This is a genomic window from Streptacidiphilus alkalitolerans, assembly GCF_042511045.1.
Lineage (GTDB): Bacteria > Actinomycetota > Actinomycetes > Streptomycetales > Streptomycetaceae > Streptacidiphilus > Streptacidiphilus alkalitolerans.
Genome location: NZ_JBHEZX010000003.1, coordinates 487164 through 507774, shown reverse-complemented (window position 1 = coordinate 507774; position 20611 = coordinate 487164). Strand labels below are relative to the sequence as shown.

General features: G+C 71.1%; 24 protein-coding genes. 12 read left to right on the top strand and 12 right to left on the bottom strand.

What is annotated here, in order from left to right:
• Window positions 1-139 precede the first annotated feature (139 nt).
• Window positions 140-1252 carry an endonuclease/exonuclease/phosphatase family protein gene (locus ACEZDG_RS09105; RefSeq protein WP_380505147.1) on the bottom strand — a complete coding sequence of 371 codons (1113 nt, stop codon included), beginning with the start codon at window positions 1250-1252 and terminating at the stop codon, window positions 140-142.
• An 87-nt stretch (window positions 1253-1339) separates the two neighbouring features.
• Between ACEZDG_RS09105 and ACEZDG_RS09100 the strand changes: the two genes are divergently transcribed.
• Window positions 1340-2014 carry a response regulator transcription factor gene (locus ACEZDG_RS09100; RefSeq protein ID WP_380505144.1) on the top strand — a complete coding sequence of 225 codons (675 nt, stop codon included), beginning with the start codon at window positions 1340-1342 and terminating at the stop codon, window positions 2012-2014.
• Window positions 2011-3162, top strand: a complete 1152-nt coding sequence (locus tag ACEZDG_RS09095; protein WP_380505141.1) for a sensor histidine kinase — start codon at window positions 2011-2013, stop codon at window positions 3160-3162. Before ACEZDG_RS09100 ends, ACEZDG_RS09095 begins: the two co-directional genes overlap by 4 nt.
• Before the next feature lie 44 nt (window positions 3163-3206).
• On the opposite strand, the gene ACEZDG_RS09090 is transcribed toward ACEZDG_RS09095, so the two are convergent.
• The 4 genes from ACEZDG_RS09090 to ACEZDG_RS09075 all read right to left on the bottom strand — a co-directional run bounded on the left by ACEZDG_RS09090 (window position 3207) and on the right by ACEZDG_RS09075 (window position 5420).
• Window positions 3207-3560, bottom strand: a complete 354-nt coding sequence (locus ACEZDG_RS09090) for a hypothetical protein (protein WP_380505138.1) — start codon at window positions 3558-3560, stop codon at window positions 3207-3209.
• A gap of 161 nt (window positions 3561-3721) precedes the next feature.
• Window positions 3722-4471 (bottom strand): YoaK family protein, encoded by a 750-nt coding sequence (locus ACEZDG_RS09085; protein ID WP_380505135.1) that lies wholly within the window; start codon window positions 4469-4471, stop codon window positions 3722-3724.
• 84 nt (window positions 4472-4555) lie between these two features.
• Window positions 4556-4879, bottom strand: coding sequence for a nuclear transport factor 2 family protein (locus ACEZDG_RS09080; RefSeq protein ID WP_380505132.1), 324 nt, complete (start codon window positions 4877-4879; stop codon window positions 4556-4558).
• Between the two features lie 178 nt (window positions 4880-5057).
• A complete protein-coding gene (locus tag ACEZDG_RS09075) occupies window positions 5058-5420 on the bottom strand; it encodes a hypothetical protein (protein ID WP_380505130.1) in 363 nt (120 codons plus the stop codon).
• A 346-nt stretch (window positions 5421-5766) separates the two neighbouring features.
• On the opposite strand from ACEZDG_RS09075, the gene ACEZDG_RS09070 reads away from it, so the two are divergent.
• A complete protein-coding gene (locus tag ACEZDG_RS09070) occupies window positions 5767-6135 on the top strand; it encodes a hypothetical protein (protein ID WP_380505127.1) in 369 nt (122 codons plus the stop codon).
• A gap of 86 nt (window positions 6136-6221) precedes the next feature.
• On the opposite strand, the gene ACEZDG_RS09065 is transcribed toward ACEZDG_RS09070, so the two are convergent.
• A complete protein-coding gene (locus ACEZDG_RS09065) occupies window positions 6222-7619 on the bottom strand; it encodes a carotenoid oxygenase family protein (protein WP_380505124.1) in 1398 nt (465 codons plus the stop codon).
• Between the two features lie 73 nt (window positions 7620-7692).
• The gene (locus ACEZDG_RS09060; protein WP_380505121.1) at window positions 7693-8268 is read right to left on the bottom strand and encodes a hypothetical protein; all 576 of its coding nucleotides are present in this window, start codon (window positions 8266-8268) and stop codon (window positions 7693-7695) included.
• Between the two features lie 97 nt (window positions 8269-8365).
• Here ACEZDG_RS09060 and ACEZDG_RS09055 point away from each other — a divergent pair, with 97 nt between their 5' ends.
• Window positions 8366-8896: a PadR family transcriptional regulator gene (locus ACEZDG_RS09055; protein ID WP_380505118.1), complete on the top strand. Its 531-nt coding sequence runs from the start codon at window positions 8366-8368 to the stop codon at window positions 8894-8896.
• Here ACEZDG_RS09055 and ACEZDG_RS09050 read toward each other — a convergent pair.
• From ACEZDG_RS09050 to ACEZDG_RS09040, 3 genes are all read right to left on the bottom strand, one after another.
• Complete coding sequence (locus ACEZDG_RS09050; protein WP_380505115.1) at window positions 8826-9965, bottom strand: EamA family transporter; 1140 nt, start codon at window positions 9963-9965, stop codon at window positions 8826-8828. The two genes, ACEZDG_RS09055 and ACEZDG_RS09050, sit on opposite strands and share 71 nt — an antisense overlap.
• 195 nt (window positions 9966-10160) lie before the next feature.
• Complete coding sequence (gene kynU / locus ACEZDG_RS09045) at window positions 10161-11471, bottom strand: kynureninase (RefSeq protein ID WP_380505112.1); 1311 nt, start codon at window positions 11469-11471, stop codon at window positions 10161-10163.
• A complete protein-coding gene (locus tag ACEZDG_RS09040; protein WP_380505109.1) occupies window positions 11461-12213 on the bottom strand; it encodes a tryptophan 2,3-dioxygenase in 753 nt (250 codons plus the stop codon). Before ACEZDG_RS09040 ends, kynU begins: the two co-directional genes overlap by 11 nt.
• 199 nt (window positions 12214-12412) lie before the next feature.
• Here ACEZDG_RS09040 and ACEZDG_RS09035 point away from each other — a divergent pair, with 199 nt between their 5' ends.
• From ACEZDG_RS09035 to ACEZDG_RS09005, 7 genes are all read left to right on the top strand, one after another.
• The gene (locus tag ACEZDG_RS09035) at window positions 12413-12847 is read left to right on the top strand and encodes an Lrp/AsnC family transcriptional regulator (protein WP_380505106.1); all 435 of its coding nucleotides are present in this window, start codon (window positions 12413-12415) and stop codon (window positions 12845-12847) included.
• A 55-nt stretch (window positions 12848-12902) separates the two neighbouring features.
• Window positions 12903-13730, top strand: a complete 828-nt coding sequence (locus ACEZDG_RS09030; protein ID WP_380505103.1) for an alpha/beta hydrolase — start codon at window positions 12903-12905, stop codon at window positions 13728-13730.
• 164 nt (window positions 13731-13894) lie between these two features.
• A complete protein-coding gene (locus ACEZDG_RS09025) occupies window positions 13895-15289 on the top strand; it encodes a family 2B encapsulin nanocompartment shell protein (RefSeq protein WP_380505100.1) in 1395 nt (464 codons plus the stop codon).
• 49 nt (window positions 15290-15338) lie between these two features.
• On the top strand, window positions 15339-16097 hold the full coding sequence (locus tag ACEZDG_RS09020) for a bestrophin-like domain (protein WP_380505097.1): 759 nt from the start codon (window positions 15339-15341) through the stop codon (window positions 16095-16097).
• Window positions 16098-16211: 114 nt separating this feature from the next.
• Entirely contained in the window at window positions 16212-16718 is a 507-nt protein-coding gene (locus ACEZDG_RS09015) for a SigE family RNA polymerase sigma factor (RefSeq protein WP_380505095.1), read from the top strand.
• Between the two features lie 64 nt (window positions 16719-16782).
• Window positions 16783-18087, top strand: coding sequence for a hypothetical protein (locus tag ACEZDG_RS09010; RefSeq protein ID WP_380505092.1), 1305 nt, complete (start codon window positions 16783-16785; stop codon window positions 18085-18087).
• 64 nt (window positions 18088-18151) lie between these two features.
• Window positions 18152-18751: a GNAT family N-acetyltransferase gene (locus ACEZDG_RS09005; RefSeq protein WP_380505089.1), complete on the top strand. Its 600-nt coding sequence runs from the start codon at window positions 18152-18154 to the stop codon at window positions 18749-18751.
• 67 nt (window positions 18752-18818) lie between these two features.
• Here the strand turns inward: ACEZDG_RS09005 and ACEZDG_RS09000 are convergent, their stop codons facing one another.
• On the bottom strand, window positions 18819-19394 hold the full coding sequence (locus ACEZDG_RS09000; RefSeq protein ID WP_380505086.1) for a TerD family protein: 576 nt from the start codon (window positions 19392-19394) through the stop codon (window positions 18819-18821).
• 172 nt (window positions 19395-19566) lie between these two features.
• Window positions 19567-20055 (bottom strand): hypothetical protein, encoded by a 489-nt coding sequence (locus ACEZDG_RS08995; protein ID WP_380505083.1) that lies wholly within the window; start codon window positions 20053-20055, stop codon window positions 19567-19569.
• Window positions 20056-20161: 106 nt separating this feature from the next.
• On the opposite strand from ACEZDG_RS08995, the gene arfB reads away from it, so the two are divergent.
• Entirely contained in the window at window positions 20162-20590 is a 429-nt protein-coding gene (gene arfB / locus ACEZDG_RS08990) for an alternative ribosome rescue aminoacyl-tRNA hydrolase ArfB (protein WP_380505080.1), read from the top strand.
• Window positions 20591-20611: the final 21 nt, after the last annotated feature.

Here is a 20611-nt window from a genome sequence, read left to right as displayed (position 1 = left end):
GTGTAGCCCTGACCTGCAATGTCAGGGCTACACGACATCAGGCGTCACGCTTCGCCATGATCTCTGTTCGTCTTGTAGAGCGAAGGTCGTCGGTTCGAATCCGACAGGGGGCCCAGGGAGTGGGCGGCTTCTGCGGTGTTCACCAGCTGATCGCGGCCGTCACCGGCAGGTGGTCGCTGCCGTTGGCCGGGAGCACCCGTGAACTGTCCGGCTGCACGCCGCGGACCAGGATCTGGTCGATCCGCGCCACCGGGAAGGCCGCCGGCCAGGTGAAGCCGAAACCGTCACCAGCTGCGGCCTGGGCCGAGCGCAGCTGCGAGGTGAGGGCGGTGAAGGCGCGGTCGTCGGTGGTGCCGTTCAGGTCGCCGAGCAGGACCACCGGTCGGCTCGGAGCGGCGGCGATCGACTTGGTGAGCGCCTTGCCGAGCGCCTGCGCACCGATGTTCCGCGAGGCCGTCCAGAAGCCTCCCCTGGGCATCACCCGTACCGATCCCAAGTGGGCCACATAGACCGTCAGCGGCCCGTGGTCCGTGGCCACCGTGGTGCGCAGCGCCCGGTTCGAGGCCAGCTTTTCACTGGCCGGTTTGGTGCTCGCCAGCGGCCCGTAGTCCATGATGTCGATCGGCTCGGTGTCCGACAGCGGCAGCTTGCTCCACAGCCCGACCGTGCCCAGCACGGTGCGGTACGGGTACGCCTTCGCCAGGCCCTTCTCGTAGGTGCCGGTGGCCTGCGGGGTCAGCTCCACCAGGGCCAGCAGGTCCGCGCCGGAGGCGGCCAGGTCACGTGCGGTGCCGGCCGGGTCGCGGTTGCCGGAGTCGACGTTCTGCTCGGCGACGGTGAGGTCGCCGCCCGGGTGGGACTTGTCGCCGAGCAGGCCGCCGAAGAGGTTCAGCCACACCGTGACCGGCAGCAGCAGCGCGACCACCGCGGCGGCGGAGCGCCGCCACAGCGCCGCGACCAGCAGCACCGGGACGCACAGGCCGAACCACGGCAGGAAGGTCTCCACCAGGCTGCCGGGGTTCCCTAGCCCGTTCGGGATCTCCGCGTGCAGCAGCAGGAGCAGCCCGAGCAGCAGCGCCAGGGCCACGAGCAGCGGGCCGCGCTTCCAGGGGCCGGGCCGGGACAGGGCGCCCAGCGCTCGGCGGAGGCGGGTGTGCGCGTGGGTGTGGATGTGCGAGGTACCGGTGCCGTCCTGCCCGGTCTCTGCCGGGTCCACCTGGGTCATCGTCCGCCCTCGCTCACTGCCGCTCATTCGGTCAGTCAACGCGGGGTGGTGTTGTCGGCGCGTATGGGGTTTTTGATACGCGGACGATATGTGCCGACTCGTAGCATCGAGAGCATGCGTGTGTTGATCGTCGAGGACGAGCTCTTTCTGGCTGAGGCCATCCGCGACAGCCTGCGCCTGGAAGCGATCGCGGCCGACATCGCAGGCGACGGCGACACCGCGCTGGAACTGCTGAGCAGCAACAGCTACGACATCGCCGTCCTCGACCGCGACATCCCGGGACCGTCCGGTGACGAGATCGCCAAGCGTGTTGTCGCCTCCGGCAGCGGCATGCCGATCCTGATGCTCACCGCGGCCGACCGGCTCGACGACAAGGCCTCGGTGTTCGAACTCGGCGCCGACGACTACCTCACCAAACCCTTCGAGCTCCAGGAGCTCGCGCTCCGGCTCCGGGCACTCGACCGCAGGCGCGCCCACCACAGGCCGCCCGTGCGGGAGATCGCAGGTCTGCGGCTGGACCCGTTCCGCCGCGAGGTCTACCGCTACGGCCGCTATGTCGCGCTGACCCGGAAACAGTTCGCGGTGCTCGAAGTCCTCGTCGCCGCCGAGGGCGGTGTGGTCAGCGCCGAGGAACTGCTGGAACGCGCGTGGGACGAGAACGCCGATCCCTTCACCAACGCTGTGCGGATCACTGTCTCGGCGCTGCGCAAGCGCCTCGGCGAACCCTGGGTCATCGCCACGGTGCCGGGCGTCGGCTACCGGATCGAGCGGATCGAGCGCCTGGAATGAGCGTTCGGCTCAAACTCACCCTCAGCTACACCGGATTCCTCATGGTCGCCGGTGTCCTGCTGCTCGCGGCGGTGTGGCTGTTCCTCCTGCGCTACGTCCCCGACCGTGCGATGCTCAGCGTCCCCAGCACCAGCGGCACCCTCTCCGCCGGGGTTTTTCCGATCCGGTCCAAGCTCCTGCAGGTCTTCGCGCCGAGGGCAGCCGCGGTGTTCGGATTCCTGCTGGTGTTCGGCCTGGTGGGCGGGTGGATCCTGGCCGGCCGGATGCTCGCCCCGCTGACCCGCATCACCGAGGCCACCCGCCTGGCCACGACCAGGTCGCTCTCCCACCGGATCCGGCTACCGGGCCGCAAGGACGAGTTCCGTGAACTCGCCGACGCCTTCGACGCGATGCTGGAACGGCTCGAGGTACACGTCGCCGGACAGCAGCGGTTCGCAGCCAACGCCTCGCACGAACTGCGCACCCCGCTGGCGATCTCCAAGGCACTTCTCGACGTGGCCCGCACCGATCCGACCCAGGACACCGGCGAAGTCATCGAGCGCCTCCGCGTCGTCAACACCCGGGCGATCGACCTCACCGAGGCGCTGCTGCTGCTCAGCCGCGCCGAGCAGTGGTCCTTCACCCCGGAGCACGTCGACCTGTCCCTGCTGGCGGAGGAAGCCACCGAAACGCTGCTGCCGCTGGCGGAAAAGCACGGCACCACCATCGAGACCAGCGGCGACATCACCCCCACCCTGGGATCACGCACGCTCCTGCTGCAGCTGACCACGAACCTCGTGCAGAACGCGATCGTCCACAACCTGCCCGAACAGGGCAGCGTGTGGGTGCACACCGGAGTCCGCCCGGACGGTGTGGTGCTCACCGTCGAGAACACCGGCGCGCGGCTCACCCCGCAGCTGGTCTCCACGCTCACCGAGCCGTTCCAGCGCGGCAGCGAACGCATCCGTACCGACCACGCGGGCGTCGGCCTCGGCCTGGCGATCGTCGAGACCATCACTCACGCACACGACGGAACCCTGACCCTCACTCCGCGCTCCGAGGGCGGCCTCCGCGTCACGGTGGAACTGCCCGCGACGGAGCCGGACTCCGGCCGCACTGAGCCGGGGCCGAGGTCGGGGCCGGGGCCGGGGCCGGGGTCGGCAAGGTAGTCGCATCCGAACGGGGGCCGGCGAGGCCCGGGTCGGAACCCGGTTCAGGTGGCGGTGGGGACGGTCTCGGCCTGGGCCGCGTCCTTCCAGGTGACCCTGCCGCTGATCTGCACCGGGCCGTCCAGGTCGGCCGGCAGGTCCGCCTCCAGGGTGCCGCGCAGCGTGACGCCGGGGGCGACCGTCGCGAACCGGGTCTTCACCGTGCTGCCTGTGATTGTGCTGTCGCCGTCACCGGAGGACTTCGTGAACTGCAGCGCGTACGGTGACAGGCTCGACGTCAGGGTGACCTGAGTGACCGTGGCAGCACCGGTGTTGGTGGCGGTCCACTCCCAGGTGACGTGGTCGGTCTCCTCGGAGATCTGCGGAGTCTCGTAGCTGAACTCAAAGCTCCCTGCCATGGTGGTGCCCTCTCCTCGGAAGCGGTCGGGTGATCTCGACCGCAGGGCCAGCCTGCCGCGCGGAACCCGTCCGTACACAGTGAATCGGACACATTGATCACTACGAGTGGTCGATCGAACGCACGTGCGGACGCCGCCGAGCGGAACCGGTGCGCGTTCGGTCAGGGCTTCCCGGTCCAGGGGAGGGTGGAGCGGGCCTGGGTGGCCAGCGCGGCGCAGGCCAGCGCCAGCAGGACCGCCGCCGGGAGCAGCGGCAGGGCGGCGTGTCCGTGCAGGGCGGCCAGGCCGCCGAGGAAGGCGCCGAGGAACATGGAGAGCGCCGAGAGCAGCCTGCGGCCGATCTTGCTGTCGCCACCGCCGGCCGCACGGCTGTCCGCGGCGATGCCGGTGATGGTGAGGGTCAGCACGGTCGTGGTGAGGTCCGGGACGGCGAGGCGGCGGACCGCCGCGTTCTGCGCGCCCATGGCCAGGCCGAGCAGCACCACCAGCAGGTAGCGGGAGCCGCCGGTCTCGGCGTGCGGGACCAGCAGGCAGTACAGGTACGAGGCCAGGACCAGCACCGCCTCGGCGACCACGGCGGCCAGCAGCAGCCGCCCCCGGTGGGCGGCGAACCGCACCCCGAGCCGTCCGCCGAGCAGCGCGCCGACGGCGAAGGCCAGCAGTGCGACCAGCGAGGCCGCGAGTGAGAAGTCGTGGGACCCGGCGAGGGCGAAGGCGATGAAGACGACATTGCCGGTCATATTGGCGACGAACACCCGGCCCAGGACGAGGTAGCTGAACGCGTCGACCAGGCCGGTGACCACGGTCAGCGCGATCAGCAGCGGAGGCAGCGGGCCGTGGCGGTTCCCGGGGTCGTCCCGCCGGTCGGGGACGAGGGTTGCCCAGGCGTCGCGCAGGGCGTTGGTGCTCACGGGGCCTCCGGGGTGGTGCGGGCGTACGCGCGTACGGGTGCGGCCGAGGATCGGCTTCCCCTGTTGTACCGCCTGCGCGGGGATTCAGTCCGTCATCCTCATCCGCCGGATGCGGGTGCCGTCGTCGGTGAGCGTGAAGGTCAGCGTGGCGGGGCCGTTGTAGCCGCCCCGGGTGGTGATGTCGACCGTCAGGACGGTTCCGTCGGTGGTCGCCTGGCGAAGCGTCAGCCGACCGCCCAGCCCGAGGAACTCACGTGCGCTCCAGCCGTACACCTCGTCCCGCCCGGTGAAGACCCGCCCCCAGTCGTCCACCGCCCCGTCCTCCCCGAACAACGCGGCGAACCCGTCATTGTCGCCACGCTGCACGGCGTCCAACAGACCGCGCACGGGCCCCGCAGAGATGCTCATACCAGCGAGCCTGCCCCGCGACCGCCCCCGACGCCTCAGCCCCCGGACCGAACCCCCGCCCTCCTTTGGACCTGAGCAGACCGGCAGGCGTCATGGCCACCGCAAGGGGATGTCTGCATCCGTGGATGCGCCTGCGCACCGTCGATCGGTGCGCAGGCGCGCCGTACGGGGCCGGTCGTCAGCCGCCGAGGATGCCGCCCTTTTGGAACTGGTCGACGGGGGCCTCGTTGCAGGAGTTCTTGTTGCCGAACGTGGCGCCGACGCCGGTGGCGTTGGGAACGGCACAGCGCAGGTCGACGAAGACGAAGGGGGCGCCGTTGTTGTTGATGACGCCGTCCTGGGAGCCGACCAGGGTGTCGCCGAAGTGGTTGCCGTAGGTGCCCTCGGCGCCGGTGGTGTCGCCGCCCATGCGGTAGGCGCTGATGGCGCCGGCTGCGGTCTCGTGGGTCTGTGCGTCCATGGGGGCGGCGATGGCCGGAGCGGCGGTGGCCGCGGTTGCGGACAGGGCCAGGACGGTGCCGGCCAGGATCTTCTTGATCATGGTGGGATTCTCCGTGGGGGAGTGGATCGGGTGCCCGTCCCTGGTCGGGCGGGCTCTTCACCAGGCCAAACGAACCTCTTGTCCGTAAGTGTCATGGTATGCACCGAATGGCGGATCGAAAGTGCTGTCGGCAAGCGGACATGTGAGCTAACCGGGTGAAAGGGTGTCACGGCGCTGCAGGGGCCTCGTTGGGCTACATGCACAGCCGAGGAGCGAGCGCGGCCTCGGGCGACGCGGCCTGGGCGCACTGACGGCGCCCGGGTCCTGCGCGGGATGCGGCGAAACGGTTCGCCCGCACTCGCTGCCCCACCTCCACAGCAAACAAAAACCTCCACCGGAGCGCGAAATGATCAAGAAGGTTCTGGCCGGTACCGCCCTCGCCCTGTCCGCGGCGACGGCTCTGGCCGCCCCTGCGTCGGCACTGGACTGCGCGGGGGGCGACACGACCGAGAGTGCTCAGCAGGCCATCGGCTCCTACCAGATGGACGGCGGGTCCACGACCGCCGGCGAGGGTACCTACGGCAACCACTTCGGCGACACCCTGGCCGGCTCCCAGGACGGGGTCATCAACAACAACGGGGCCCCGTTCGCCGACGTCGACCTGCGCTGCGCGGTCGCCAACGCCACCGGCGTCGCAGGCGTGTGGGGCAACAAGAACTCCTGCAGCAACGGCGAGGTGGACCAGTTCCACAAGGGCGGCATCCTCGGCGGCTGACACCCCGCCAGACACAGGGGCGGAGGCAATCCAGCCTCCGCCCCTCCGGCAGCCTCCGCGCCACTGAACCCCGCCCTTCCGGGTGTCTAGGCGTCCGGGAGCCAGTTGCCGTGGAAGCCGAAGGGGACTCGCCCGGGGAGGTGGATCGTGGCGACGGGGGGCGACGCCAGGTCGTCTGCGTCGAGGATGACCAGGTCGCTGCGGTCGGTGCCGGCGTCGTGGACGAAGGTCATCAGCCAGCCGGGGCCGCCGGGGGTGCTGTCCTTGGGGACGAAGGACGCCTCGCCGGGGGTGCGGCCGACGGTGAAGTGATGGCTGGCGCTGGTTCCGGTCAACAGGTCGTAGCGGTGGACGGCGCTGGACTGCGGCTCGTGCGGAAGGCCGTCCGCCTGCGGCTGCGGGGTGATCGGGCCCTCGCTCGGCGCGGCGATCGCGCCGAGCGGGCGGGCGGCCGCGGTGGCGTGGCCGTAGCGGGACGGGAGGCCAGCGAGGCGGTCGTCGATGCGGGGGAACTCGGCGTTGCGGTCGTCCAGTTGCTCTTCGCGGACGGTTCCGGCGGCGAGGTCCAGGGTCCAGCGCCAGAGCGAGGCCGGGGCGTCGACCTTGGCCCCGTCGGCGAGGGAGGCGTAGCGCATGGCGTGCAGGACCAGGCTGTTGCCGTCCTCGTGGGCGTTGAGGGTGTGGAAGACGTAGCAGTTGTCGATGTCGAACCAGCGCACCTCGCCGTACGGGTCGTCCCGCTTCAGGACGCCGAGCCTGGCGCCGTAGCCGGGGGTCCAGGCGTAGGGCATGCCGGCCCGGGCCATCGCCCGCTCCAGGTCGAAGACCACCGGAAGGTCCATGAACACCACGTGCCCGGAGGTGAGTTGGAAGTCGTGCATCATCGTGTGGGCCGGCACGTCCACCGGCCGACTGACCGTCAGTTCACCGTTGGCGTCGGCGCGGTGGTACGTCAGATACGGTGCGGCCAGGCCGCCGTAGCCGAAGAAGTGCAGCTCGCCGGTGGTGGGGCAGGTCTTGGGGTGGGCCGTCATCGGGGTGCGCAGCCGCCCGCCGAAGTCGTAGGCGCCGAGGGTCTCCAGCTCGTGCCCGGGGCGGCAGTCCAGCTGGTACGGGTAGGAGGACTCGACCAGGGCGAGGGTGCGGCCCGCGTGCCGGACGACGTGGGTGTTGGCGACGCCGGCGGCCAGGTTCAGGGTGCCCCGGTCGTCGTAGAGCCCGGCGCCCGAGGTGAAGGTCGCGGTACGGACCCAGCGGTTGCGGTACGCGGTGGCCCTGCCGCCGTCGAGGCGGACGCCGTGGACCATGCCGTCGCCGAGGAACCAGTGTGCGGAGGCGGCCTCCTTGGGGTTGGGCCCGTTGCGCAGGTACCAGCCGCTGAGTTCGGGCGGTATCGCACCGGTGATCTGGAGTTCGCTGACGGTCATCTCGTCGGTGACCGGGGCGTAGTTGCCGAGCAGGTGCGGGGCGGTGGTGGTGCTCATGACGGGCTCCTCGACGGTGTGTGGCCGATTGCGCAGTGGCGATGCGAAGGGTGCGGCGGTCGGCTGGCGGCGGTCAGCGGGCGGCGGTGACGGGGGTGGCGGTCGCGGCGAGGCGGGCCTGGACGGCCTTGGGATAGCGGGCGGTGAAGACGGCCGGGACGACGAACCCGGCGACCTGGCAGCCGGTCGTGGCGAGCGAGCCGAGGTGGGCGGCGTCGCAGGCGGCGACCGCGGCGGCGGTCAGGGTGAAGGCGGTGGCCCAGGCCGCGGTGAGCACGACGTTGATCCGCAGGAACGCCGGGCTGCCCCACACCTCCTTCGGCGCCTGCTGCTTGGCGATGCCGAGGGTGAACGGGCGGGTCGCGGCGAGGGTGCCCCAAGCGGTGAGGGCGAGCCAGGCGAAGGAGACCGCGCCGTCGTAGTGCTCGACCGGGGAGTGCGGGGCGGCGAAGGCGAAGGCCGTCAGCGCGGCGAAGTAGACGACGGTGCTGAACTGCAGGATCAGCGCGTCGGTGGCGACGCCGGCCTTGCGGTCCTGCATCAGCAGTCGGACGCCGATGACGAGTCCGGCCAGGGCTCCCCACTGCCATCCCACGGTGGAGAGGGCGGCGAAGGCGATCCACGGGATGAAGCCTCGGAGGTAGCTCATGGTGTTCGTTCCCCTCGTAGCGACGTTCCAATTCTGATAGGTCGAAAGTAGAGGGTCGCACTTTGACCTGTCAAGAGTGGAAGGTAGAGTGGGAGTCATGAGCCTCCGCCACGCACTTCTCGGACTTCTGGTCGACCAGCCGGCCAGCGGCTACGACCTGATGAAGCTGTTCGACACCTCGCTGGCCAATGTCTGGCCCGCCACTCAGAGCCAGGTCTACGGCGAACTCACCCGCCTCGCCGGAACGGGGCTGCTGAAGGTCTCGGCCGAGGGCCCGCGCGGGCGCAAGGAGTACGCGCTCACCGACGAGGGCCTGGCGGAACTGCGCCGCTGGCTGCTGGACACCCAGCCGGAGCCTCCGCGCCGCAGCGACACCCTGCTCCGGGTGTTCTTCCTGGGCGTGCTGAGCGACGAGCAGGCGCTGGACTACCTGCGGGCGATGGCCGAGCGCGCGGCCGGGGAGCACAGCGCGCTGGAGCGGCTGGAGCAGTCGATCAGCTGGGACGAGGGCATGCTGTCGACCAACGGCAGGCTGGCCCTGGAGTTCGGGCTGAGGTTCAGTGCGATGCGGGAGGAGTGGGCACGGTGGGCTGCCGAGCAGGTGGCAGAGCAGAAACGGCCGCACTGACGGGCGCCGCATCGGCGGTGGCTCCGCCGTGGGTGGCTTCGCTGTGGGCTGCATCCAAGGGGGCTGCCTCCCCGTGGGGCGCCTCTCCGACGGGTGCGACGAAGTCGACTGCGGCGGTGTCCGACGGCGTCGAGGTCTGTGCGACGCAGGCTCCCGCCAGGACCAGCAGGCCGCCGATGATCTGCGGCAGCACCAGGTGCTCGCCGAGCAGCACCCAGGCCAGCACCGTCGCCACGACCGCCTCCAGGCAGGCCACCACCCCGGCGACCGGCGCCGAGAGCCTGCTCACCGAGGCGACCCCGGTGAGGTAGGCGAGCACGGTGGCGATCAGTACCACCCAGCCGAGCAGCAGCAGTGCCGGGACCGGCGTCCCGCCCATGGACACGTCCGTGCCGAGCAGGTGCCAGTGCGTCTCCCAGGGGCGCGCGATCGGCAGCAGCACGATCGCCCCGATGATCAGCCCGTACGCGGTCATGCCCATGGGGTCGATCGGCCGGGCCGGCTCTTCGCCGCCCGTCGCGGACGGGCCGGACTTCTCGGACAGGATGAAGTAGCCGACCATCCCGCAGGCGGCGGCCAGCGCCGAGGCAACCCCGATCGGGTCCAGGCCGCCGAGTCCGTTCCAGAACTGCACCACCAGGGCGAGACCGGCCATGGTCACCACTGCGCCGACGGCCGCCGCCCGGGTCACCCGGCGGTGCTGGACGAAGCGGACGTAGCCGAGCAGCAGCGCCGGGCCGAGGTACTCGATCAGCAGCGCGACCCCGACCGGGATGCGGGAGATGGCGTAGAAGTAGCAGCCCTGTACGCAGGCCACCCCGACCAGGCCGAAGCCGATCAGCAGCCCGGGGTGCCGCCGGGGCAGGTCGCGGTGCCGGATGGCGACGGGCAGCAGCACCAGCGCGGAGAGCGCGATCCGCAGCCACACCACCTGCATCGCCGTCAGGCCGGCCTCGATCAGCGGCTTGGCCGCGGTCCCGGAACCGCCGAAGGCGCAGGCGGACAGCAGGGCGAGGGTGAGGCCGGTGCGGCGCCTCGTGGCTGCGGTGGCGGGGGCGTGGGTGCGCATCGGGCCATTCTGGCAGCGCGGGGGCCTGCGGCGACAGGGGTGTCCATCGCCGATGCTGCTGTCGCGGGCTATCGCTTCCGTTTCGGAGCAGTGCTTCCGCGCGAGAGCGCCGCTTTCGTACGAGAGCGCTGCCCTGAGTCAGAGCACTGTCCTTGCGTCAGAGCACCGTTCCCGCATCAGAGCACTGCTCTTGTTTCAGGTCACTGCTCCCGCCACTGCGGCGAAGCGCGGCTCGCGCCAGACCTCGGAGACCAGCACCTCGCGCAGCGCCTCCGCGGCGTCCCTCACCTCGGCGTGGCTCAGATAGAGCGGGGTGAAACCGAAGCGCAGCACGTCAGGGGCGCGGAAGTCGCCGATGACCCCGCGTTCGATCAGTGCCTGCATGACGGCGTACGCCTGCGGATGGCGCAGCGAGACCTGGCTGCCGCGCTGCTCCGGGTCCTGCGGGGTGAGCGAGGGCAGCCCCAGCGGCTCGGTGAGCCGCAGGAACAGCGAGGTGAGGGCGAGGCTCTTGGCCCGCAGCGCGGTCAGGTCCACCTCGTCCCAGAGGTCCAGCGCGGCCTGCAGGCCGGCGAGACTGAGCAGCGGCGGGGTGCCGGTGAGGAAGCGTCCGATGCCGTCGGCGGGGCGGTAGCCGGGCTCGAAGGCGAAGGGGTCGGCGTGCCCGAACCAGCCGGTGAGCGGCTGCGACGCGGCGTCATGGTGCCGGGCGGCGGCATAGAGGAAGGCGGGGGAGCCGGGGCCGCCGTTCAGGTACTTGTAGCTGCAGCCGACGGCGAAGTCGACCTCGCAGGCGTCGAGTCGGACCGGCAGCGCACCCACCGAGTGGCACAAGTCCCAGACCATCAGCGCGCCGTGACGGTGCACCAGTTCGGTGACGGCGGCCATGTCCTGGAGCCGCCCGGTGCGGTAGTCGACGTGGGAGAGCAGGACCACGGCGACGTCCTGGTCCAGCAGCTGCTCCAGGGTGTCCCCGTCGCGGTCCAGCAGCCGCCGGTCGTAGCCGACCCCCGCGCCCTCGGTGAGGTAGAGGTCGGTCGGGAAGCTGCCCAGCTCGGAGACGATGACCCGGCGGTCCGGGCGCAGCCGCAGCGCCGCCGTCAGCACCTTGAAGAGGTTCACCGAGGTCGAGTCGCAGACCACGGTCTGCCCGGCCGCCGCGCCGACCAACGGCGCGATCCGGTCGCCGAGGCCGCGCGGCAGGTCGTACCAGCCGGCCTCGTTCCAGCTGCGGATCAGGCCGCGACCCCACTCCTGCTCGACCATCCGGGCGATCCGCTCGGGGGTGTGCGCGGGGAGTGCGCCGAGGGAGTTGCCGTCCAGGTAGAGCACGCCCTCCGGGAGGGTGAAGCGGTCCCGGAACGCGCGCAGCGGGTCGGCGGCGTCCAACGCCTCGACCTCGGCGGTCAGCCGTGCGGTGAGCAGCGACTCGACGGCGGGCGGCGGCTCGGCGGCCTGCGGCTCGGCGGCACCCCGCCCTGCGGCGGCCTGCGGCTCAGAGGGCATTGCGGGCGCTCCACAGCTCGGGGAAGACGTCCTGCTCGGCGGCCTTGCGGAGCCAGTTCAGGCCGCTGGAGCCACCGGTGCCGGGCTTCGCCCCCATCGTCCGCTTCACCGAGCTGAGGTGCCGCTGCCGCCATCGGGTGACCCGTTCCGCCACGTCCAGCAGCAGTTCGCCGAGCAGCGCCAGGTCGGCGTACGCGGGGTCGCCGTAGACGGTCACCCAGGGTTCGGGGCCGACGAGACCGCGCCGGGCCAGCACCGCCTCGGCGTCCTCGTACAGCGAGGGGCTGTTCAGGGTCTCCGCGAGTTCGTCGTGGACCCGGGGGTGGCCCGCGTAGAGCGTGAGCAGCCGCTCGTTCTTGTTGCCGAGCAGGAACTCCAGGTGCAGGTAGCTGAAGGACTGGAAGCCGCTGGCCTCGCCGAGGTACGGGCGGAAGGCGCTGAACTCGACCGGTGTCATCGTCGTCAGCAGGTCCCAGGAGCCGACCAGCACGTCCTGGACGCCGAGGCCGCGCCGCAGCGCCGCGGTCGCGCCGACCAGGTCGTCGGCGCGCAGCGCGTGCTGGGCGGCGACCCACTCCTGGCGGAGCTGGGCGAACAGCAGCTCCATGACCTGGGTGGCGACGATGAAGGTCCGTTCGGCGGGCTCCTTGCTGCGCGGGTGCTGCAGCGAGTGCAGGGCGTCGATGCCCGCGTAGGCGGCGTACGGGGTGGTGGGCTCGCCGAAGTCGAGCTTGGGCTCCATGGCATGCCTCCTCGGGTCTCTGGTCGGGTCGCCGGTCGGGGTCCCCGGTCGGGTCCCTGTCCGGACGATCTGCTGCGGTTCCGCCATTCTCGATCGTTTCCACCTCACGCTGAATGGCCACCGCGTGCCACTTGGGCCCCAGTACCTACCATGGGGAAGGCAGATCACTGCCCCGGGTTTCCGAACGAAAGGCACGGCCGTGGACGCGGTGGACCGGCGGTTGCTGGCCGAGTTGCAGCAGGACGCGAGGCTCTCCTTCAACGAGCTGTCGCGGCGGGTCAACCTGTCCTCGCCGGCCGTCGCCGAGCGGGTGCGGCGGCTGGAGGCGGCGGGGGTGCTGACCGGCTACCACGCCCGGATCGACCTGGTCAGGGCCGGTCGGCCGGTGAGCGCGCTGGTACAGGTGCAGTGCTACGGTCCACGCTGCGTACTGCGTGATCCGGCGGTCGCGGACTGGCCGGAAGTACTGCAACTGCACCGGGTGACCGGAGACGCCTGCTGCGTGCTGATGGTGGCGGTAGCTTCGATGGCGGAGTTCGAGGCGCTGATCGACCGGCTGTCGGAGTACGGGCAGCCCGCCAGCACCATGATCCTTTCCAGCCCGGTCCAGTGGCGGCCGGTGCAGCCGTACTGACCGGCGCGGCACTGCCGACGATGCGACACGACCCGAGACGATGCGAGGAGCACCGGTGAGCGCGAGCGACGACGACGTCCTGCTCCAGTCCCTGCAGGAGCGGTCCCCGGCCCCGCCGCCGGACTACACCGCCCGTTACGGGCCGGGCCCGGAGCAGATCGTCGACCTGCGGCTGCCGCAGGACGGCGCCCCCGCGAGCACCCTGGTGGTGCTGGTCCACGGCGGCTTCTGGCGGGCCGCCTACGACCGGGCGCACACCGCCCCGCTCGCGGACGCCCTGGCCCGGGCCGGCTTCGCGGTCGCGGTGCCGGAGTACCGGCGGGTGGGGTCGCCCGGCGGCGGCTGGCCGGGGACCTTCGACGACATCTCGATCCTCACCGAGTCGCTGCACATGATCACCGCCGCCCGCGGCATCCGCGCCAAGCGCACCGTCCTGGTCGGCCACTCGGCCGGCGGCCACCTCGCGCTGTGGGCCGCCGCCAGGCACCGGCTCCCGCCGGGCTCGACCTGGCGGACCGAGTGGCGCCCGGACGCCGTGGTGTCGCTGGCCGGGTGCGCCTCGCTGGCCCTCTCCGACGTCTGGAACCTGGGCCGGGGCGCGACGGCGAGCCTCCTCGGCGGCAATGTGGACGCCGTCCCCGAGCGCTACGCCCTGGCCGACCCGGGCGCGCTGCTGCCGCTGGGCGTGCCGGTGACGCTGCTGCACGGCAGCGAGGACGAGGAGGTCCCGGCGGCGATGAGCCGCGAGTACGCCGCCCTGGCCGAGCGGGCGGGCGATCCGGTGCGGCTGGTGGAGCTTCCGGGGATGGAGCACTTCGGCCTGATCGACCCGGGCTCCTCGGCCTGGCCGTACCTGCTGGATGCGCTGGGTGACGCCGGCTGACCGTCCGGTGACACTGCGTCATATGCCGGAGTGCATAGGCGAACAGCGGCTGTGACTGCCCCGAATGGGTGTCGAACATGCGCACTCTTTCAGGGAATGGAAGGCGGCCTCCCCAGCCGACACTCTGGAACCGCAGGTCACACGTTCTGGGGAGGCAGTAGCAGATGACGGACCAGCAGACCGCTCTCGGCACCGCGGCAGCGAAGAATCTCGCGACCACCACCAAGACCGCCCCGCAGATGCAGGGCATCACCTCGCGGTGGCTGTTGAAGATGCTGCCCTGGGTCCAGGTCGCCGGCGGTACCTACCGGGTCAACCGCAGGCTCACCTACGCGACCGGCCGGGGGCGGCTCAGTATCGCGCAGACCGGCTCGGAGGTCCGGATCGTCCCGCCCACACTCGGCGAACTGCCGGTGCTGAGGGGCTTCGACGACCAGGAGCTGCTCACCGAGCTGGCCGGGCGCTTCAGCCAGCGCGAGTTCGAGGCCGGTGAGGTGATCGCCGCCCTCGGCGCACCCGTCGACCACGTCCTGGTGGTCGCCCACGGCAAGATCCGCAGGCTGGGCGACGGCAAGTTCGGCGACCACGAGGCGGTGCTCGGCACCCTCGCCAACGGCGACCACTTCGGTGACGAGGCGCTCACCGAGGTGCTCACCGGGGCCGGCACCACCTGGGCCTACACGGCCAAGGCCGCGACCGCCGGCACCCTGCTCTCGCTGCCCAAGGAGGCTTTCGCCGGCCTGGTCGACCGCTCCCCGGAGCTCCGGGTCCAGGTCGAGCTCTACCTGGCCGAGGCGGAGCTGTCGCAGGACCGGCACGGCCAGGCCGCCATCGAGCTGGCCTCCGGGCACGAGGGCGAGGAGGAACTGCCCGGCACCTATGTGGACTACGAACTCGCGCCGCGCGAGTACGAGTTGAGCGTCGCGCAGACCGTGCTGCAGGTCCACAGCCGGGTCGCCGACCTCTACAACCAGCCGATGAACCAGATCGAGCAGCAGCTCAAGCTCACCGTGGAGGCGCTGCGCGAGCGCCAGGAGCACGAGCTGGTCAACAACCCGGAGTTCGGGCTGCTGCACAACGCCGAGCACGAGCAGCGGATCCACACCCACGGCGGCCCGCCCACCCCCGACGACCTGGACGAGCTGCTCTCCCGCCGACGCGGCTCCAACCTCTTCCTGGCCCACCCGCGGGCGATCGCCGCGTTCGGCCGCGAGTGCAGCAAGCGGGGGCTCTACCCGGACGCGGTGGACGTCGGCGGGCACCGGATCCCGTCCTGGCGCGGGGTGCCGATCTTCCCGTGCAACAAGATCCCGGTGAACGGCGGCCACACCACCTCGATCCTGGTGCTGCGCACGGGTGAGGACAACCAGGGCGTGGTCGGGCTGCACCAGACCGGGATCCCGGACGAGTACGAGCCCGGCCTCTCGGTCCGCTTCATGGGGATCAACGAGAAGGCAGTGATCCAGTACCTGGTCAGCACGTACTACTCGGCGGCGGTGCTGGTGCCGGACGCGCTGGGGGTGCTGGAGAACGTCGAGGTCGCGCACCCGCGGGACTGAGCCGGCACCACCACCACCTCCACCGTCGCACAGAACGGAGCGTGACCGTTTGAGCTGGTCCGACCTCCTGGTCTTCTTCGGCTCGCTGGCCTTCGCCGGTGTCCTGCTCTGGGCGGTGCAGCGGTTCGTCCCGCACCCGTCCAGGGAGGGCAGCAACGATGTGGCCGGCTTCATCTTCGCCGGTGTGGGAGTGCTCTACGCGGTGCTGCTCGGCTTTGTCGTCATCTCCGTCTGGGAGAACGTCGACGCCGCCCGGCAGACCACCTTCAAGGAGGCCGACGCCCTGGCCGGGGTCTACTGGATCTCCCGCGAGATGCCGCTGCCGCTGGGCGCGACCATCGAGCACGCCACCCTCGCCTACGCCCACACCGTCGAGGACGACGAGTGGCCGCTGATGGCGGACCACAAGAGCAGTCCCCAAGCCACCCAGGAGGTCTATGCGATCCGTAACGCCGTCAACTCCTACCAGCCGACCACCCCGGCCCAGCAGGTGCTCTTCGACCACGCGGTGACCCATGTGGAGGACCTGGCCACCGAGCGCAGGGAGCGGCTGACCGAGGTGGAGGACTCGGTCCCGCCGATCCTCTGGGGTGCGCTGATCCTCGGCGCGGTGCTGACGATCGGCTTCACCTATCTCTTCGGCCTGTCCAACACCCTGGCCCACGCGCTGATGGTGCTGTCGCTGACCGCGCTGGTGGTCGGGTCGCTGGTGCTGATCAAGGAGATGAACTACCCCTTCAACGGGGTGACGAAGATCGAGCCCACGGCTTTCAAGGTCTTTCTGGACCGATTGCCGGCTCCACGCTGAGCACATCCCGCAGGGGCCCCGGAAGCAATTCCGGGGCCCCTGTAACGTGTGCCCGGCGGTCCCGCGTCATAGGGAGCAGAGAGCAGAACGAGCCGGGACACTTAGCGGGGGCCAGTGAAACAGAAGTACGTGGACGACTACCTGGAGTTCGCGACCGCACGAAGTACGTACCTCTACCGGACGGCCTGCCTGCTCACCGGCGGCGACAGCCATCTGGCCGAGGACCTGGTCCAGGAGACGCTGGGACGGGTCTACCTCCACTGGCGCAAGGTGTCCGGGGCCGACAACCCGGCTGCCTACGCCCACACCGTGCTGGTCAGGACGTTTCTCACGCACCGGCGGCGGCGCAGCAGCGACGAGCGCCCCACCGGCTACGTACCGGACGTCACCGCCCCGGAGACCGACACCGCGCTGCGGATCACCCTGCTGCACGCCCTGGGCGAGCTGTCGGTCCGGGACCGGGCGGTGGTGATCCTGCGCTACTGGGAGGACCACAGCGTGGAGGAGACCGCGGCCCTGCTCCGGCTCCGGGCCGGAACCGTCCGGACCCAGAGCTCACGTGCGCTGGCCCGGCTCCGGCTGGTGCTCGGCGACAGCCTGAACGACTTCGCGCACCGCTAGCGGTACGCATTTCCCCCGCCCGAACCCCGGGAATCGCCCACTGACCTGAAATGGTGGCTCTGCCATGCCCTTTGAGGACGAACTGACCGACGCACTCCGCAGCACCGCGGGAAGTTTCCACACCGATCCGACCAAGCTGGTCAACGCCGGAATCACCGACGGGCGCCGCCGGCGCCGGCGCCGCACCGTCGGCGTGGTCGGCAGCGTCACCGCGCTCGCCCTGGTCGGGGTCGGCGGGACCCTCGCCTCCGGCGTGCTGGACGCCGGCGCGCGGCCGGTCGGCGCCGCGGCCGGCCCGGCCACCCCGACCCACCTGCCGGGCAGTCCGGCCAGACCCGGCGCGGCCACGAGCGGGGGCGCGGCGGTGCCGGTGTTCAGCGCCCAGCAGATGCGGACCGCCTTCGAGTCGATGCTCCCCAAGGGCCACTTCTCCGCGGTCCAGGCCGAGGGGATCACCAGCCGGCAGAAGGGCGACCGCACCTTCGTCGACGGCCCGAGCGCCTCGCTGGTCCTCAACGACGGGAAGGGCCCGTCCGCGGTCTCGATCTCCGTTCGGCGCCTGGCGACGACCGTCAACGACCAGATGGTGCAGCAGTACATCGCCTGCCCGAGCCACACCGTCCGGCCGGACATCAGCTGCAGCCGCAAGGCCCTCCCCAACGGGACCGTGCTCACCGTGATGCAGGGGCTGGAGAACCCCAACTACGGCAGCAAGGAGAAGGACTGGACGGCGTACCTGGCCACCGCCAACGGTTCGCTGATCACCCTCGACGAGACCAACTCCGCCCAGGAGAAGGGGGCGGTGTCGCGGCCCGAGCCGGTGCTCTCGGTGAAGCAGCTCAAGGCCGTGGTGACCGACCCGTTCTGGGCGACGATCACCTCGGAGCTGCCCGCGCCGCCACCGCCGCCGGTGCAGACGGGTCCGACCCACAACAGCCTCTCGGCCGACCGGATCGGCGCCACCCTGCGGGCCGCGCTGCCGAAGGGGCTGACCCTGTCCATGGACAGTGACAACCAGGACGGCTACGCCTCCGGCCGGATCAACGACGGCCACGGCGCGGGTGCCATCGGTATCAACGCCGACTGGTTCGGCACCAGCGGCGACGCCGTCGACCAGGTGTTCGGCGGAGCGACCGTGCTGGCGGACGGCACCAGGATCGTGGTCGACCAGGGCGCCTCGGAGAAGGGCGGCGCGGGCGCGGTCCAGTGGACGGTGCAGGTGCTGCACAAGGACGGGCGGCGGATCGTCGTCAGCGAGTTGAACGCCTCCGCCTTCAACACCGCCAAGGACCGTTCCGAGCCGGTGCTGACCCTCGCTCAGCTGAAGGCCCTCGCACTCAGCCCCAGCTGGGTGTCCACGGCCTGGTAGGGCCGCGGGGGAGCGGTCGGGGACGGGGGACCTGGCATCCCGCCGGCTGTGACAGGCTGGCGGGATGCCGCCGACGATTCGCCCCTACCGCCCCGCCGACCACGACGCCATGTACGACATCTGCATCCGCACCGGGAACCACGGCGGCGACGCCACCGGTCTCTACACCGACCCGCGGATCCTGCCGGACATCTTCACCGGGCCCTACCTCGCCCTCGAACCCCAGCTGGCCTTCGTCCTGACCGACAGCGGGGACCGGGCGATCGGCTATGTCATCGGCACGGCCGACACCCCGGCCTTTGTGACGGCGTACCGGGAGCGCTGGCTGCCTACGGTGGCCGACCGCTATCCGGAGGGCGGCGGGAACGAGCGGGACGCGCAGCGGATCGGGGAACTGCGGCACCCGGAGTGGATGTGGAGCGAGGCCGTCGCCGACTACCCGGCCCACCTGCACATCGACCTGCTGCCCGAGGCCCAGGGCCAGGGCGCGGGGCGGGCCATGATCGAGCACTTCCTGGCCGCGCTGCGGGCGCTCGGGGTGCGGCGGGTGCACCTGGGCATGAGCAGCGCGAACACCGGCGCCCGGGCCTTCTACGACCGGCTGGGCTTCCATGAGCTGTCGCGCAGCGAGTTCGGCGTGCTGATGGGGCGCAGCACGGACTGACGCACGCGAAAGGGGCCGCCCCGGGGGATATCCGTCCCCGGGGCGGCCCCGCCGCTTTGCTGCCCGACTACAGGCTGACGCCGAAGTCGCCGGCGATGCCGGACAGGCCCGAGGCGTAACCCTGGCCGGTCGCGCGGAACTTCCACTCGGCGCCGTTGCGGTAGATCTCACCGAAGATCATCGCGGTCTCGGTCGCCGCGTCCTCGGTGAGGTCGTAGCGGGCGATCTCGGCCTCGCCGGCCTGGTTCAGCACGCGGATGAAGGCGTTGCGGACCTGGCCGAAGTTCTGGCTGCGGTTGTCGGCGTCGTAGATCGAGACCGGGAACACGATCTTGTCGGCCTCGGCGGGGAGACCGGCCAGGTTCACCTTGATCTGCTCGTCGTCGCCGTCGCCCTGGCCGGTGACGTTGTCGCCGGTGTGGACCACGGTCTGGTCCGGGGTCGCGGTGTTGTTGAAGAACACGAAGTGCTTGTCCGAGAGGACTCGGCCCGCGGCGTCCAGGACGATGGCGCTGGCGTCCAGGTCGAAGTCCGTCCCGGTGGTGGTGCGAACATCCCAGCCCAGACCCACGATGATGGCCGTGAGACCGGGAGCCTCCTTGGTGAGGGAGACATTTCCGCCCTTGGACAGGCTGACCGGCATGGTGGAGCCCCTTCCTGTTCCTGCGTCGCATTTTCGGGTAGGCGCATTCTTGCGGCCATCAGTCTGCCGCTCCGGCGCTTCGCCGGTAAGAACGCGGAAGGTACCTCTTACGGTTCCCCGGAATGTCCGGCTTTTCGCGCGCCGGGCCCGCGCCGGCCGCGCCGGTGCCGCGCTACCCGATGCGCGGGAAGCGGGCCTGGACCTCCCACACCGTCGCGTTGTCGGCGAAGCCCTCGTGCAGGTCCCCGAGGTCGGCGATCAGGTCCTGCAGGAAGTCCCTGGCCTCCCGGCGCAGGTCCGGGTGGCGGACGGTGAGCGGGGGCCCGTCCACCCACTCGGCGTGGATCTCCACCCAGTTGAAGCGGCGGCTGAAGCGCAGCAGGTCGGCGGACTCGGTGAAGTCCAGGTCGGCCTGCTGCAGCCGGGAGCTGCGGGCGCCGGCCGGGTCCTGGTCGATCTCCTCGACGATGTCGCAGAGCGCCCAGGCGAAGTCCAGCACCGGCACCCATCCCCAGGCTGTGGACAGGTCGACCCCGTCGCCCTCCAGGTGCACGTCCCCGCAGAAGAGGTCGTGCCGCAGCGGGCGGGCGCCGACGCTGCGGTAGTCGGTCTGCGGGGGGTCGGGGAAGCGGTTGGACAGCGAGTAGCCGAGGTCGATCACCGGACGATGGTCCCACGGCCCGCCGATCCGTCCGCACCTGGGAAATCCCGGCGGCACCTGCGAAATCCTCTGGCGGGCGGCCCCCCGGAGCGGGGATCATGGGGGCATGTCCATTCCCGTCCGCGTCCGCGGCTCGGTCGTCGTGCCCGACGCCGAGCTGATGTGGCGTTTCTCTCGCTCGTCCGGCCCGGGCGGCCAGCATGTCAACACCTCCGACACCCAGGTCGAGCTGCTGTTCGACATCGCCGCCTCCGCGGTGCTGCCCCCGGTCTGGAAGGAGCGCGCCCTGGAGCGGCTCTCCGGACGCCTGGTGGACGGCGGAGTGCTGGTGGTGCGCTCCTCCGAGCACCGCTCGCAGTGGCGCAACCGGGAGGCCGCCGCGGTGCGGCTGGGGGCCCTGCTGAGCGAGGCGGTGGCCCCGCCGGCGCGGACCCGGCGGGCGACCAAGCCGAGCCGGGGCATGGTGGAGCGGCGGCTGACCGACAAGAAGCGCCGGGCGGACGTGAAGCGCGGGCGCTCCGGGAAGTTCGACTGACGGGAAGTCCGGCCGAGTCGA

Excerpts from the sequence above, each read along its gene's own strand:
- ACEZDG_RS09105 (WP_380505147.1), bottom strand. The coding sequence starts at position 1,252 with ATGAGCGGCAGTGAGCGAGGGCGGACGATGACCCAGGTGGACCCGGCA.
- ACEZDG_RS09100 (WP_380505144.1), top strand. The coding sequence starts at position 1,340 with ATGCGTGTGTTGATCGTCGAGGACGAGCTCTTTCTGGCTGAGGCCATC.
- ACEZDG_RS09095 (WP_380505141.1), top strand. The coding sequence starts at position 2,011 with ATGAGCGTTCGGCTCAAACTCACCCTCAGCTACACCGGATTCCTCATG.
- ACEZDG_RS09090 (WP_380505138.1), bottom strand. The coding sequence starts at position 3,560 with ATGGCAGGGAGCTTTGAGTTCAGCTACGAGACTCCGCAGATCTCCGAG.
- ACEZDG_RS09080 (WP_380505132.1), bottom strand. The coding sequence starts at position 4,879 with ATGAGCATCTCTGCGGGGCCCGTGCGCGGTCTGTTGGACGCCGTGCAG.
- ACEZDG_RS09075 (WP_380505130.1), bottom strand. The coding sequence starts at position 5,420 with ATGATCAAGAAGATCCTGGCCGGCACCGTCCTGGCCCTGTCCGCAACC.
- ACEZDG_RS09070 (WP_380505127.1), top strand. The coding sequence starts at position 5,767 with ATGATCAAGAAGGTTCTGGCCGGTACCGCCCTCGCCCTGTCCGCGGCG.
- ACEZDG_RS09065 (WP_380505124.1), bottom strand. The coding sequence starts at position 7,619 with ATGAGCACCACCACCGCCCCGCACCTGCTCGGCAACTACGCCCCGGTC.
- ACEZDG_RS09060 (WP_380505121.1), bottom strand. The coding sequence starts at position 8,268 with ATGAGCTACCTCCGAGGCTTCATCCCGTGGATCGCCTTCGCCGCCCTC.
- ACEZDG_RS09055 (WP_380505118.1), top strand. The coding sequence starts at position 8,366 with ATGAGCCTCCGCCACGCACTTCTCGGACTTCTGGTCGACCAGCCGGCC.
- ACEZDG_RS09050 (WP_380505115.1), bottom strand. The coding sequence starts at position 9,965 with ATGCGCACCCACGCCCCCGCCACCGCAGCCACGAGGCGCCGCACCGGC.
- kynU (WP_380505112.1), bottom strand. The coding sequence starts at position 11,471 with ATGCCCTCTGAGCCGCAGGCCGCCGCAGGGCGGGGTGCCGCCGAGCCG.
- ACEZDG_RS09040 (WP_380505109.1), bottom strand. The coding sequence starts at position 12,213 with ATGGAGCCCAAGCTCGACTTCGGCGAGCCCACCACCCCGTACGCCGCC.
- ACEZDG_RS09025 (WP_380505100.1), top strand. The coding sequence starts at position 13,895 with ATGACGGACCAGCAGACCGCTCTCGGCACCGCGGCAGCGAAGAATCTC.
- ACEZDG_RS09010 (WP_380505092.1), top strand. The coding sequence starts at position 16,783 with ATGCCCTTTGAGGACGAACTGACCGACGCACTCCGCAGCACCGCGGGA.
- ACEZDG_RS09005 (WP_380505089.1), top strand. The coding sequence starts at position 18,152 with ATGCCGCCGACGATTCGCCCCTACCGCCCCGCCGACCACGACGCCATG.
- ACEZDG_RS09000 (WP_380505086.1), bottom strand. The coding sequence starts at position 19,394 with ATGCCGGTCAGCCTGTCCAAGGGCGGAAATGTCTCCCTCACCAAGGAG.
- arfB (WP_380505080.1), top strand. The coding sequence starts at position 20,162 with ATGTCCATTCCCGTCCGCGTCCGCGGCTCGGTCGTCGTGCCCGACGCC.